11 protein-coding genes are annotated in these 13,886 nt (G+C 64.9%); 3 read left to right on the top strand and 8 right to left on the bottom strand.

The window, feature by feature from the left end; translation table 11 throughout:
• Positions 1 to 68: 68 nt before the first annotated feature.
• From NG697_RS00145 to NG697_RS00130, 4 genes are all read right to left on the bottom strand, one after another.
• Positions 69 to 1,163: a substrate-binding domain-containing protein gene (locus NG697_RS00145; RefSeq protein ID WP_252603689.1), complete on the bottom strand. Its 1,095-nt coding sequence runs from the start codon at positions 1,161 to 1,163 to the stop codon at positions 69 to 71.
• A gap of 50 nt (positions 1,164 to 1,213) precedes the next feature.
• A complete protein-coding gene (mmsB, locus tag NG697_RS00140; RefSeq protein ID WP_252607787.1) occupies positions 1,214 to 2,497 on the bottom strand; it encodes a multiple monosaccharide ABC transporter permease in 1,284 nt (427 codons plus the stop codon).
• Positions 2,498 to 2,542: 45 nt separating this feature from the next.
• The gene (gene mmsA, locus NG697_RS00135; protein ID WP_252603695.1) at positions 2,543 to 4,099 is read right to left on the bottom strand and encodes a multiple monosaccharide ABC transporter ATP-binding protein; all 1,557 of its coding nucleotides are present in this window, start codon (positions 4,097 to 4,099) and stop codon (positions 2,543 to 2,545) included.
• A gap of 130 nt (positions 4,100 to 4,229) precedes the next feature.
• Complete coding sequence (locus NG697_RS00130; protein ID WP_252607788.1) at positions 4,230 to 5,420, bottom strand: ROK family transcriptional regulator; 1,191 nt, start codon at positions 5,418 to 5,420, stop codon at positions 4,230 to 4,232.
• 207 nt (positions 5,421 to 5,627) lie between these two features.
• Between NG697_RS00130 and NG697_RS00125 the strand changes: the two genes are divergently transcribed.
• Positions 5,628 to 6,422 carry a carbon-nitrogen hydrolase family protein gene (locus tag NG697_RS00125; RefSeq protein ID WP_252603698.1) on the top strand — a complete coding sequence of 265 codons (795 nt, stop codon included), beginning with the start codon at positions 5,628 to 5,630 and terminating at the stop codon, positions 6,420 to 6,422.
• On the opposite strand, the gene NG697_RS00120 is transcribed toward NG697_RS00125, so the two are convergent.
• The gene (locus tag NG697_RS00120) at positions 6,401 to 8,050 is read right to left on the bottom strand and encodes a PucR family transcriptional regulator (protein WP_252613076.1); all 1,650 of its coding nucleotides are present in this window, start codon (positions 8,048 to 8,050) and stop codon (positions 6,401 to 6,403) included. The two genes, NG697_RS00125 and NG697_RS00120, sit on opposite strands and share 22 nt — an antisense overlap.
• Entirely contained in the window at positions 8,040 to 9,254 is a 1,215-nt protein-coding gene (gene alr, locus NG697_RS00115; RefSeq protein ID WP_252613074.1) for an alanine racemase, read from the bottom strand. The genes NG697_RS00120 and alr overlap by 11 nt, the downstream gene beginning before the upstream one ends.
• A 100-nt stretch (positions 9,255 to 9,354) precedes the next feature.
• On the opposite strand from alr, the gene NG697_RS00110 reads away from it, so the two are divergent.
• Together NG697_RS00110 and NG697_RS00105 are read left to right on the top strand one after the other, a co-directional pair.
• Positions 9,355 to 10,893, top strand: a complete 1,539-nt coding sequence (locus tag NG697_RS00110; protein ID WP_252603704.1) for an amino acid permease — start codon at positions 9,355 to 9,357, stop codon at positions 10,891 to 10,893.
• Positions 10,890 to 12,584, top strand: a complete 1,695-nt coding sequence (locus tag NG697_RS00105) for a flavin monoamine oxidase family protein (protein WP_252603706.1) — start codon at positions 10,890 to 10,892, stop codon at positions 12,582 to 12,584. Before NG697_RS00110 ends, NG697_RS00105 begins: the two co-directional genes overlap by 4 nt.
• Here NG697_RS00105 and NG697_RS00100 read toward each other — a convergent pair.
• Both NG697_RS00100 and NG697_RS00095 read right to left on the bottom strand, forming a co-directional pair.
• Positions 12,581 to 13,099: a gamma carbonic anhydrase family protein gene (locus tag NG697_RS00100; protein ID WP_252603621.1), complete on the bottom strand. Its 519-nt coding sequence runs from the start codon at positions 13,097 to 13,099 to the stop codon at positions 12,581 to 12,583. The genes NG697_RS00105 and NG697_RS00100 overlap by 4 nt on opposite strands.
• Positions 13,100 to 13,182: 83 nt before the next feature.
• The gene (locus NG697_RS00095; protein ID WP_252603624.1) at positions 13,183 to 13,860 is read right to left on the bottom strand and encodes a class I SAM-dependent methyltransferase; all 678 of its coding nucleotides are present in this window, start codon (positions 13,858 to 13,860) and stop codon (positions 13,183 to 13,185) included.
• Positions 13,861 to 13,886: the final 26 nt, after the last annotated feature.

Genomic DNA, 13,886 nt, shown 5'->3' with positions numbered 1-13,886 from the left:
CCTGTGGGGGAGCCGGGGCATTCTATGTAAACCGGTGGTGACCGGCGGACCGCGTTACTTAGACCGCGTTACTTGGTCAGCGGGCCCAGTACCGGATCGTCCACGTAGGCCGTCTTCACGTTGGCGGCGGTCACGATGACCGGCGGCAGCAGGAAAGCGGGTACGGTCTTCACCGTGTTGTTGTAGGACTTGTCGTCGTTGATCTCAGGCGTCTTGCCTGCCTGGAGATCCTTGACCATCACGATTGCGTGCTCAACGAGCTTGCGGGTGTCCTTGTTGATGGTGGAGTACTGCTCGCCGGCAAGGATGGACTTGACGGATTCAACTTCCGAGTCCTGGCCGGTGATGATGGGCAGCGGCTTACCGGCGGCCTTGACAGAAGTCAGGACAGCGCGGGCCAAAGTGTCGTTCGGTGAGAGGACACCGTCCAGGGCAGCGGTCCCGTAGGAGCCGGTCAGCAGGGTGTCGGCGCGGCGCTGGGCGTTCTCTGCCTTCCAGCCCTGGGTGACTGCCTGTTCGAAGGTGGTCTGGCCGGAGACAACTTTGAGCGTTCCGTCGTCGATCTTGGGCTTCAGGATGCTCATGGCCCCGTCGAAGAAGACCTTCGCGTTGGCATCATCCGGCGACCCGGCGAAGAGCTCGACGTTGTAGGGGCCGGTCGGCTTCTTGGCCTTCATGCCGTCCAGCAGCGCCTGGCCCTGCAGCACGCCCACCTTGAAGTTGTCGTAGGCCACGTAGTAGTCCACGTTCTCCGTGTTGAGCAGGAGCCGGTCATAAGCAATGATCGTCGCGCCGGAGTCCTTCGCCTGCTTCAGCTGTGTACCCAGCTGGGCACCGTCGATGGCACCGACAATGATGACCTTGGCGCCCTTGGTGATCATGGCGCTGATCTGGTTCTGCTGCTCGGAGACGCCGCCGTTGGCGAACTGCACGTCCGGCTTGAAGCCGGCGCCGGAGAGCCCATCGTTGAACAGCTTCTCCGCCAGCACCCAGTTTTCGCTGGTCTTCTGGGGAAGCGCGACGCCGATGGAGGAGTTCTGCTCGAAGCCGCCGGCTCCGGTGGTGCTGGTGGTGCCGGGTTCGGCCCGTCCGCAGGCCGTCATCGCCAGTGCTGCGATTGCAGCTATCGCTGCTGCCTTTCCTGCTTTACCAATCATTCGCATTTCTTGGTCCACTTTCTCTTTGAGGGTATTGGTTCCGGAACCTGCATCGCTCAGGCTTCCCTGGCGATCGTTTCCTTGGTGGAGGTGGTTTCGTCGGGCTGCAGGGGTGTGCCGGGCCCGCCGGTTGGGCGGTTGAAGTTGTTCATCATCAGTCCGATGATGGACCGCTTGCCCTGAGACTTGTTGTAGACGTCGAACGCCACTGCGATCAGCAGGACCAGGCCCTTAATGATTTGGGTGAGGTCGGCGCCGACGCCGAGGAGCTGCAAGCCGTTGTTCAGGACTGCCATGACCAGGCCACCGATGATGGAACCGATCACGGTGCCCACGCCGCCCGTCACGGCCGCGCCGCCGATGAAGACTGCGGCGATGGCATCCAGTTCCCAGCCGACGCCGTCGAACGGGCCCGAAGCGGTGGAGCGCCCCACGAAGATCATGCCCGCGAGGCCAGCCAGGATGGACATGTTCATCATGACCAGGAAGTTGACCTTCTTGGACTGGACGCCGGAGAGTTCGGCTGCATGCCGGTTGCCGCCCACGGCGTAAATGTGGCGACCCACCACGGTCTTGGAAGAGACGAAGCCGTAAATCAGGACCAGGACGGCGAGGATCAGGCCGGGGATGGGGAAGGACGTGCCCGGACGGCCGGTGGCGAAGAGGTACGTGGCGTACAGGATGGCCGCGCAGACCAGGACAAGCTTCAGGACGACCACCCAGGTCTCTGCCACTTCGGCGCCCAGCACCTTCGCGGTCCGGCGGCGGCGGATTTCGCTGAAGATCACAAAGGCGACTGCAGCGAGGCCGATCAGCAGGGTGAGGTTGTTGTAGCCGGTGCTGGGCCCAACCTCAGGAAGGTAGCCGGAACCCAGGTACTGGAAGTCATTGGGTACCGGGATGGTGTTGGACTTGCCCACGAACTGGTTGAAGCCACGGAACAGGAGCATGCCGGCCAAGGTGACGATGAAGGCGGGGATCCCTACGTACGCCGTCCAAAGTCCTTGCCACGCACCGATCAGGGCACCCAGGAGCAGGCCCAGCAGCACGCCGGCGTACCAGGGGATACCCCAGTCGCGGATGGCCAGGGCCACTGTCACGCCCACAAACGCGGCCACGGATCCTACGGAGAGGTCGATGTGACCGGCGATGATGACCAGCACCATGCCGATGGCGAGGATGAGGATGTACGAGTTGCCATTGAAGAGGTTGATGACATTGCCCGGAGTGAGAGTGCGGCCCTCTGTGGTGATCTGGAAAAAGACGATCAGTGCGACCAGGGCGAAGATCATCCCGAATTGGCGGGTATTGCCGCCAAACAGCTTCTTGAGCGCGTTCATTGTTTCAGTCCTTGTATCTGGAAGGATCTGGAGGATTCCAGAGGGTCAGGCGGCCTTACGGGCGGAGGTCATGAGTTTCATCAGGCTTTCCTGGCTCGCTTCCTCCTTATTCAGGACCCCGGTGATGGCGCCCTCGAAGATGGTGTAGATGCGGTCGGAAAGACCCAGCAGCTCGGGCAGCTCGGATGAGATGACCACCACGCCTTTGCCCTGGTTGGCCAGTTGCTGGATGATGCCGTAGATCTCGTACTTGGCGCCCACATCGATGCCACGCGTCGGTTCATCCAGAATGAGGAGGTCCGGGTCCGTGAACATCCACTTCGCCAGAACCACCTTCTGCTGGTTGCCGCCCGACAGCTTGGCGACGCCTTCCTCCACAGAGGGCGTCTTGGTACGCAGCGCCTTGCGGTACTGCTCGGCAACTTCGAATTCCTTGGCAGTGTCCACCACGCTGTTTCGGCTGATCTTCTTGAGGTTCGCTGAAACGGTGGTGGCCTTGATGTCATCGAGCAGGTTCAGGCCCAGGGACTTTCGGTCCTCGGTCACATAACCCAGTCCGGCGTCAATCGCCTGCCGGACGTTTTTGAGGACAACTTCCTTGCCGTCCTTATATACATGGCCGTTGATGAACCGGCCATAGGAGCGGCCGAAGACGGAGCGGGCCAGTTCGGTACGGCCGGCACCCATCAGCCCGGCGAATCCCACAATCTCGCCGCGCCGCACAAAGAAGTTTGAGCTCTTGCAGACCAGCCTGTCCTGGATGGCGGGGTGGCCAACGGACCAGTCCTTCACTTCGAAGAACACTTCGCCGATCTTGGGGGTGTGGTCGGGGAAGCGGGACTCCAGGGCCCGGCCCACCATGCCCTTGATGATGCGGTCCTCGTCGACGCCGTCGGCCTTGACGTCGAGCGTTTCGATCGACTTGCCGTCCCGGATGATGGTGATGGAATCGGCGATCTGCTCGATCTCGTTGAGCTTGTGGGAAATGATGATCGAGGTGATGCCTTTGGCCTTGAGGCCCAGCATCAGGTCCAGGAGGTGCTGGGAATCGGATTCGTTCAGCGCCGCGGTCGGCTCGTCCAGAATGAGGATCTTGACTGACTTGTTCAGGGCCTTGGCGATCTCCACGAGCTGCTGCTTGCCGACGCCGATCTCCTTGATGGGGGTGTCCGGGTCTTCCCTGAGTCCCACCCGGGCCAGCAGCTCCGTGGACCGCTGCCGGGCCTCCGCCCAGTTGATGACGCCGCGTTTGGTCGGTTCGTTGCCCAGGAAGATGTTCTCCATGATGGACAGTTCCGGGATCAGGGCCAGCTCCTGGTGGATGATCACAATGCCGGCGTGCTCGCTGGCGCGGATGTCCTTGAACTGCTGGACCTCGGTCTGGTATACGATGTCGCCGTCGTAGCTGCCGTACGGGTAGACGCCCGAAAGCACCTTCATCAGCGTGGATTTGCCGGCGCCGTTTTCGCCGCAGATAGCGTGAATCTCGCCGGCTTTGACCCGGAGGCTCACTTCCGACAATGCCTTGACGCCGGGAAATTCCTTGGTGATGGAACGCATCTCCAGGATGACCGGGTCAGTGTGCGTGGTCTGGGACGTCATTTGCCCTTACGCCTCCAATGCATGACTTCTTTGTCCGCCCCGCAAAGCGCAGGGGCGTCTGATGAAAAAGTAAACTGGATCACACCCGTTGTCGTCAAGTCTTTAACGCAATTGCCGGATAACAAAACGGCTACGTTCGCCGGATCCCGGCATGCTGGAACACCAACGCGGCAGCCCCCAGGGCCTCCGCGCGGTCCCCAAGTGAGGACATCGTCAGCTTGGTGGTCTCGCCGATCACCGGCACTGCATGCCGGATAAGCCCCCTCCGAATGGGGTCGAGCAGCAGGTCGCCCAGCCCCGCGAGGGGACCGCCCACCACGATCACTTCAGGGTTGATCAGATTGGCCACATTGCCCAGGGCGCGTCCCACTGCCAGGCCTGCATCATCCACCACCCTGAGCGTGGCGGAGTCGCGCGCCAGGGCTTTGCGCACGATGTCCGCCGGCGTCAGGGGCGGGTCTTCGCCGCGGCCCAGCAGCTCCATCATGGTGGTAGTGGAGGCGATGGTCTCCAGACAGCCACGGTTACCGCAGCGGCACACCAGCCCGTGCTCGTGGATCGTTGCATGGCCGATTTCGCCCGTAATGCCGACGTTGCCGTAGTACGGCGCGCCGTTGAGGATCAGGCCCGCGCCGATGCCCGATCCGATCTTGAGGAACATCAGGTTGCTCACGCCCGAATGCGGCCCCCAAGTGACCTCGGACCAAGCGCCAAGATTGGCGTCGTTGTCAACGAATACGGGGATATTGAGCTTTTCCTCCAGATGCTGGAGGATGTTGATGCCCACCCATTCGGGGAGGATAGCGCCCTGCGCCACGGTGCCGGTCCGGCGGTCGATGGGGCCGGGAATTCCGACGCCGGCGCCCACCACCAGGGTCCGGTCCACGCCGCTTTGCTGCAGCAGTTTGTCCAGTAGTCCGACGGCTGCCCGGATGCCTTCCTCGGCCTGGTGGCCGAGCGACAGCAGGACGGATTCCTCGGCGATCACGTGGTAGCTCAGGGATGCCAGGACCACTCGGAGATGCCGCCGGCCGAAATCGATTCCCACTGCCACCGCGCCGTTGCTGTTTAGTCTTACGTTGAGTGCCCTGCGGCCGGAACTGGTGATCGGCTCGGTTGACGCCAGGCCCGCGTCCTGCATGATTTTGACGATGTTGGACACCGTGGCGGTGGAGAGGCCGGTCTGGCGCGCAAGCTCGGCCTGGGTGGACGGGCCGCTCATGAGGGTCTCGATGATCCGTTGCTGGTTCAGTTGCCGGAGGGCTGACTGGGATCCCGGATTTTTTGGCTTGCTCCTCGTCGAGCGCGGTGTGGCGGACATGAAAAGAAGACTGCCCTACATTGACGGTTGCAGTCAAGAAGTTAACGCAAGGAGTCTGCCGGATGAGAAAAAAAGATAGGACGATCCGTCCCTCCTGTGGCTTCGGCCGGTGCAATTGGCCCCGGATGCCGTTCAGGCCCGGTGGCTAGGCTGGAAAAAGCGGACGCATACTTCCTGTGGCCGTCCCGATCATGTGAGGTGGAAACGGTGCTGCTGGCCCTGATGCAGGCAAACGCCCGCGTACTCGATGTGGATGCAAACTGTGCCGCCCTGGATGCGGCTGCCCGGGCGGCCGCCGGGGAGGGCGCAGCAGTCCTGGTCACCCCGGAGCTGTTTCCCGTGGGCTACGCGCCGCTGCGGCTCCGCGCGGAGCTGGACCCTGCCGGGCTTCCCGCCATCCGGGAGGCGCTGGAAGGGATCGCGCGGCGCCACGGGATCGGACTGGTCTACAGCCTGCCGTCAGTCACAGACGGGGGCAGCTGGCACATCACCTCCACGCTCGTGGACGCCACGGGGGGTGAGCTTCTCACCTACGCAAAAGTGCACCTCTTTGGCGATGACGAACGCGCGGCGTTCAGCCCCGCGGAGGCGGGTCCCGCCGTCGTCGATTTCAACGGATTCCGGACCTCAATGGTGATCTGCTACGACGTGGAATTTCCGGAATCGGTCAGGGCCGCCGCGCTGGGCGGGGCAGAGCTGCTCCTGGTGCCGACCGCTCTGGCGCACGGCTTCGAGGCGGTTCCCCAAGTGCTGCTCCGGGCCCGCGCGCTGGAAAGCCAGCTGACCATCGCCTATGCCAACCACTCAGGAACCGAGGACGGCTGCGAATTCCTCGGCGGCAGTGTCATTGCCGGACCGGATGGTTCGCTGCTGGCCACGGCGGGACCGGGGGCCGAACTCCTGTTCGCCGAGGTGGATCCGGACGCCGCCCGGATTACCCGTGACGTGATGCCCTATCTCCGGGAACGCCGCCCGGAGCTCTACCGGTCCTGGGGCATCTGAACCATCCGGTCCTCCAGGCCGTCCACATACTGCAGGGCAATCCACAGCTCCGCCCGCACGTGGGCGGAACCAAGGTCCATGGCCAGCAGCTCGGCCAGTGCATTGATCTGGCGCCGCACGCTGTTCCGGTGCATCCCCAGGACTTTGGCAGTGGCATCCCAGTTGCCGTTTTCGCCCAGCCACGACTTCAGGACACTGAGTTGGGAGCTGATTCGGTCAGGCTCCTGCGCCAGGATCGGTTCCAGCAACCGGGCGGCAAGCATGGTGCCGGCGGTGCGGCCCAAGAGCCCCGTGACCGACCACGTGACGTCATCCACGCGCACACTTTGTCCGCTGGCCTGGACGCGGGGCCGCAGCGACGCCGCACGCTGGTACGCGGCAGGAAGTCCGGCCATTTCCGTCGGATCGCCCACCACCAGGCGCCAGCCCAGCTCCTCCACCTCATGCAGCAGCGTGTCGTCCACCTTGAGCCGGGTGACGGCGGCAAACCCGTAGTCCGTCAGTTCCACCATCTTCGTGTCGAACAGCCTGCGCCACTGCAGCAGTTCCCTGACAGGGCCATCGGCCGGCGCGGGCGCCGACGCGTCCGCCCGCACGCCCTGAACCACCCGGAGGGCACCGGACCGGGTTCCGGAAACGCTTTGCGCCAGGAGGTCCCTGAGGACGTTCAGCTGCCGGGTTGAGCCGGCGGCCAGGCTCTCCGGATGCAGCAGCAGCGCCGTTGCCAGCTGGCTGGGGGCGAGCGAGCCGCTGGTGCGTTGTCGCACCAGCAGTTCCAGCAGCCCCACTACCGAGGACACCACACTGTTCTGCGCCGGGGTCAGCGCCCTGTCCGTCCCGAGGATCAAAGCGCCGAGGGTGGCGTCCCGCGTGCTGCGCAGCGGATGCCCGAACACCAGGGCAGAGCCGGGAATGTCGAAGGATTCCATTTCCACCCGGGGGCCGCTGCCGCTGAGCAGCCGGTCGAGGATCTGCTGCAGGGCGGGAAGTTCGACGCCGGTGCCCGCCCGGGCGCGGACCCTTCCGTCCGCGCCGACCAGCACCGCCCACACGGGAACCCGCTGGGCCAGTGCGGCCAGGAGTTCATGCTCGGGGCGGGCGGAGAGGACTGCGCGCATCAGCTGCCGGTTGATGTCCGCCAGCTGCCTGAAGGCTTTGGCGTTATCCGATTCGAGCAGCTGCGAAAATTCCAGCCCGATGGCAGCGAACGGCACAGTGCTTGGTACCTGAACCAGAGTCAGGTTATGCCGGACGCAGGCCTTCACCAGTGCCTCCGGCGCTGCGTCGAAGTAGGGTTCCAGCCCGAAGCCCAGGGCCCCCACCCCGGCTCCCACCAGACGCCGCACGTACGCGTCGACCCGGACCTGGTTGCCTGCCTCGCCCACAAACGGCAGACCCGCCGTGAGGAGGAACTCACCGTCGAGCAGGTACGGCGTGGGGTCCTCCAGCTCGCTGGGCTCTACCCAGCGCAGCAGGCCGGAACCGTTGCCGCCGTCGTGCAGGATCGTTAACTCCGGCGGCAACTTTTCCAGGAACTGCTCCAACGTGACAGCGCTGATCGGCTCGGCGCCGGTCCCTCTTCCCGTTACGGCTCTGGTGCCCGCTCCCGCGGCAGCTTCAGGCGACATGCGGCACGCTGACTTCAGGATCCTGGTAGTCGGGGCACTCGTAGGCCCTGGGCAGCCGCGGCGCTATCCGGTTGATGATTTCGTCGCCGTGGCTGCCGATGGCCGAGCCCCATTCGTCCGCGCTCGCCGCACCGGTGTCCGGATCGCCGAACAGCACGGCCGTGTCGCCGACGGAAACTCCGCAGGCTTCCAGGCCGAGGTCCACCATGAACTGGTCCATGCACACCTTGCCGATCACGGGCACCCGCCTGCCGCCCAGTTGGACAATGCTGCGCCCTGAGATGCCTTTCGGGATGCCGTCCGCATAGCCGAGGGGGATCAGCCCCAGATACCTTGCCTCGTGGGTGATGGCCTGGTGTTCGTAGCTCACGCCGGTGCCGGCCGGAACCTTCTTCACGAGCACAACGGGAGCCGTGACAGTCAGGGCCGGGCGCAGCCCGAAATCCGCGGGGTCAAGATGGTCGGCGGGCGCCAGGCCATAAATGGCCAGCCCGGCCCGCACCATGTCGAAGGCAAACTCAGGGCGGTCCAGGATGTTGGCAGAGCTGGACACATGCCTCAGCTCCGGTTCCAGGCCGCCTTCCCTGGCCTGCCGTACGGCTTCCCCGAAGGCGTCCACCGCTGCGGCGTTCCCGGGGTGGGCCGGTACGTCGGCCCAGGCCAGGTGGGTCCAGATGCCCCGGACAGTGAGGGTCCCCTCGAGCTCGGCGTTGCGTGCAGCGGCCACAAGGTTAACCCAGTCTTCCGCGCGGGCGCCGCCGCGACTCAACCCGCTGTCCAGCTCAAGGTGGACCGCGGCCGGCCTTCCGAGCGTGCGGGCGATGCCGGCCACAACGTCGAGTTGGGCGGGGCTGCCCAAGGACATGTCGACGTCGTTTTCCACAGCTTCGCGAATGATCTCGCTGGACGCTGTGGCGAGGTACAGCCAGGACAGCACCGGCGCCGTGATGCCTGCGCGGCGTAGCGCAAGAGCCTCCGTGAGCTGTGCCGTTCCGAGCCAGTCAGCGCCGGCAGACAGGGCAGCCTGCGCCACCTCGACAAGCCCGTGGCCATAGGCGTTGCCTTTCACCACCGCCATGAAGTGCGGTGCGGGAGTGAGTTTCCGGAGGGCGCGGACATTATCGGAAATCGCGGCCAGATCAACGCTGACCCGGCCGGAAAGCACTGCCGAAGGCGTGCTGGTCTGTTGTGCATTACGTCTCATGCCAGAACACTATAGGTCATTTTGCACACTCATGAGAGGTGGCTCACATGCCTAAGCTGGGCGAGGGGAAACGACAACTACTCACGAACGGACGTCAACGATGACTGTGCCCACCTACACAGAACGCCGGCCGGCACCGCCTGCCGGCAGGCCCGGCCTGGCCGCGCAGCTGCTGCGCCGCAAGCCGATCGGACAGATGGTCAATGAAGCCGAAACAGGCCATGGCGGCACCCGCCTGATCCGCAGCTTCGGCGTTTTCCAGTTGACCATGATCAGCGTCGGCGCGACCCTGGGAACCGGAATTCTGGTGATCCTGGGCGAATCGGTTCCGCTGGCCGGGCCGGCCATCTGGATCTCCTTTGCCATCGCTGGACTCGCCGCCCTGCTGTCCGCGGTGTCCTACGCCGAAATGGCCGGCCTGGTTCCGGTGGCAGGTTCCAGCTATTCCTACAGCTACGCCACTTTGGGCGAGGGCATGGCCTGGATCTGTGGCTGGTGCCTCGTGCTCGAATACGCAGTCTCGGTCGCGGCGGTGGCAGTTGGGGCCGGCCAGTACGTGAACGAGTCCCTGGCGGTCTTCGGCCAGTTCCTGCCCGACGCAATCTCCCAGCCACCCGGAGACGGCGGAGTGGTGAACGTCCCGGCGATGGTCATCGTTCTGCTCGCCATGATCCTGCTGGTTCGCGGCGCCAAGGAAAGCGCCTGGATTAACACCGCCATCGTGGTGGTCAAGGTGGGAATCCTGATCTTCTTCTGCGCCGTGGCTTTCACCGCCTTCAGCGCCGGCAACTTCGAGCCTCTCCTGCCCATGGGCGCTGCTGGTGTCTCAGCCGCCGCGTCCAGCGTCTTCTTCTCCTACATCGGCTTCGACGCGGCGTCCACGGCCGGTGAGGAAGCCCGCAATCCCAAGCGCGACTTGCCGCGGGCCATCATGCTCTCCATGCTGATCGTCACCACCATCTATGTCCTGGTTGCCGTCGCCGCCGTCGGCGCCCGTCCCTGGGGCTGGTTCGACGGTAATGAAGCAGCACTCGTGAAGATCCTTGAGGAAACCACCGGACAGCCGTGGATCGCCCTGGTCTTCGCCGTCGGCGCGGTCCTTGCCATCGCCAGCATCGTGCTGACTGTCCTTTACGGACAGACCCGCATTCTTCTCTCCATGGCCCGCGACGGACTCATTCCAAAAATCTTCGGCCGGGTCTCCGCGAGGACCGGCACACCGGTTGCCGGCACCCTGATCGTGGGCCTCCTCGTGGCAGTCACGGCCGGCCTGGTTCCACTCGGCGCCCTGGCTGACGCCACGAGCATAGGCACCCTCTTCGCCTTCGCGCTGGTGAACGTTGCCGTCATCTACCTGCGCCGTGTGCGGCCTGAACTCAAGCGGACCTTCCGGGTCCCGCTATTTCCGCTCACGCCCATCCTCGGAGCGCTCATGTGCGCCTACCTCATGGCCAACCTGGGCGCCGACACCTGGGTGACCTTCGGCATCTGGATGATGGTGGGTATCGCGGCGTACTTCGGCTATGGCCGGCGCAATTCAAGGGTGGCTTCCATGAGCCACGAGGAATACCGTGAGCTGAGCAGGCCGGAATCTTCAACGCTGTCCACCCCCGAACAAACAAAGGCAGAGCTTTCATGACCGTCGCCACCGAACTCCCGGCCTCTGACCCATCCAGCACCCAGGCTGGCCCCATCACCATGCTGAACCCCGATTTTCCGTTCAGCTACGACCACTACCTCGCCCATCCGGCAGGGCTCGGCGCGGTTCCGCCGGAGCTGTACGGCACCGAGGTGGCAGTTGTAGGGGCGGGCCTTTCGGGCCTCGTCACGGCCTACGAACTGATGAAGCTGGGCCTGCGCCCTGTCATCTATGAAGCGGACCAGATCGGCGGCCGCCTGCGGACGGCCGGTTTTCCGTCCGCTCCCGGCGTGGTGGCCGATCTGGGCGGCATGCGGTTCCCCGTGTCGGGCAGGGCTTTCTACCACTACGTGGACCTGCTAGGGCTGGACACCCAGGATTTCCCCAACCCGCTGGCACCCGTCACGTCCAGCACCGTGATCGAACTGGCCGGCCAGAAGTACTACGCCGAGACCGCCCAGGACCTGCCGCCGTTCTTCCGCGAGGTGGCCGATGCCTGGAAGGCCGCGGTGAACGACGGCGCGAGGTTCGTCGAAATGCAGGAGGCCATCCGGGCCCGGGACACGGGCCGGATCAAGGAGCTCTGGAATGAGCTGCTGCCGCTCATGGACGAGCAGACCTTCTATGGGTTCATCGCCGGGAGCGAGTCATTCAAGGAAGCCGGCTTTGCCCACCGGGAGGCCTTTGGCCAGGTGGGCTTCGGCACAGGCGGCTGGGACACCGACTTCCCCAACTCCATCCTGGAAATCCTCCGCGTGGTCTACACCGACGCCGATGACCAGCACCGGCTCATCAGCGGGGGAGCCCAACGGCTGCCCGAGGCACTGTGGCAGCACGCGCCGTCGGGCATGGCCCACTGGCCGGACGGAACATCCCTGGCGTCGCTCCACTCCGGCACGCCCCGCGGCGCCGTGGACAAGATCAGCCGCGATGCCGACGGCGACCTCCGGATCCGGGAGCGCTGGGGCCGCGAAGCCAGCTACCCCGCCGTGGTCACCACGTGCCAGTCCTGGCTGCTGTCCACGCGCATCCACACCGAGGAGGCACTGTTCCCGGCCGAACTGTGGACTGCGATCGAGCGTTCGCACTACATGCAGTCATCCAAGACGTTTGTGATGGTGGACCGGCCGTTCTGGAAGGACATCGATCGGGACACCGGCCGTGAGGTCCTGTCCATGACCCTCACGGACCGGTTGAACAGGGCCACCTACCTCCTGGATGACGGCCCGGACAAGCCCGCCGTGATCCTGCTGTCCTACACGTGGAACGATGACGCGCTCAAATGGCTGGCGCTGGACGCCGACGAACGCGTTGAGCTGATGCTGCACTCGCTCGAGCAGATTTACCCGGGCGTGGACATCGCCAGCCACATCGTGGGCCAGCCGATCACCGTTTCCTGGGAAGCGGACCCCAACTTCATGGGTGCCTTCAAAGCGAACCTGCCGGGGCACTACCGCTACCAGCAGCGCCTCTTCACGCACTTCAAGCAGGACAAGCTGCCCGAATCCCAGCGCGGGATCTTCCTTGCCGGTGATGATGTGTCCTTCACGGCGGGCTGGGCCGAAGGCGCCGTAACCACCGGCCTGAACGCGGTGTGGGGTGTGGTGAAACACCTGGGCGGGACGTCGGCGCCGGGCAACCCCGGTCCGGGCGAACTCCTGGACGCCATCGGGCCCATCAGCCTCGACTAGCCGTGCAGCTCCCGGTGCGCGCGCGCCAGCTCGACGTAGCGCACGGCGTTCTGCTTCACGCCGTCGAACTCCTCATCGGTGAGTTCCCGCCGTACCTTCGCCGGGACGCCGGCAACCAGCGAGCGGGGCGGCACAATAGTCCCTTCCAGGACAACGGCGCCGGCTGCCACGAGCGAGCCGGTGCCGATCACCGCGCCGTTAAGCACAGTGGCGCCCATGCCGATCAGGCAGTCGTCCTCTACAGTGCAGCCATGGACGACGGCGGCATGTCCCACACTGACCCCGGCCCCGACTGTGCAGGGGAAGCCCGGATCGGCGTGCAGCACCACGTTGTCCTGCAGGTTGCTGCCGGCGCCGACGCTGATGGCCGCTGTGTCGGCCCGGACCGACACACCATAGAAGGCGCTTGAATCCTCAGCGAGCGTGGCCTTGCCGATGATCGACGCCGTCGGGGCGATGAAGGCGGATTCGTGGACGGCCGGGGTGTTCCCGGCGAAAGTGTGAAGAGGAGCCATGGGCCAAGCCTAGGACATCCGCCCACCCCAACTGAGTAGCGCTATCTGTTGTTATGAGCCCTCATAACGACAGATAGCGCTACTCAGTTGGGAGAGGCGGGGGTGCGGAGGATCAGGAACTGGTAGTGCTGTGTCCAGTTCCCGGCGCCCGGGCCGGATTCCTCGCCGTTGCCTTCCGGCCAGGTGACAAAGTCCTCGATGGCACCGTGCCGGCCAAAGACCTGCCGCACCGTCGCGTCGCTGCGCCGGCTGAAGAACCGGGGTTCTACGTCGTCCTCGGGGTTCAGGACCTCTTCATCCTCACCGGACCAGAGGCCGACGGCGATGGGCGCGCCGCGTGCCGTGACGCGCACCAGTTCGCGCAGGACGCCGTCGATATCGGTGGCAGGGACGTGTAGCAGCGTGCTCATGGTCCAGAGGGCCGGGAAGGTCCCGTCCGGGAAGGGCAGCTGCCGGGCGCTGGCCACGGAGACGTCCAGGCCCTTCGTCCGGGACCTGCGGACGTGCTCCTCGGAGAGGTCAACGCCGGTGTAATGGATGCCGGCCCGGACGAACTCCAGGCCGTCGAGCCCCATGCCGGAGCCGATCTCCAGGACGTTGTGCCGGCCCTCGGCCTTGAGCAGCGAGATGAACCGCTCACGCTGTTCTACCCGCTGGGGCGCAAGCGGATGTTCCGTGCCGGACGCCGCGCGGCGGTTATAGAACTCGGCGAGGCGCTGTTCGCGGCCGGGTTCCTCCACTGCATTCTCAACTGCGTCCATGGACCACGACCTAGATAAGAGACTGC

The organism is Pseudarthrobacter raffinosi (assembly GCF_023913835.1).
Taxonomy (GTDB): domain Bacteria; phylum Actinomycetota; class Actinomycetes; order Actinomycetales; family Micrococcaceae; genus Arthrobacter; species Arthrobacter raffinosi.
This window is presented reverse-complemented; position numbering and strand designations above follow the sequence as displayed.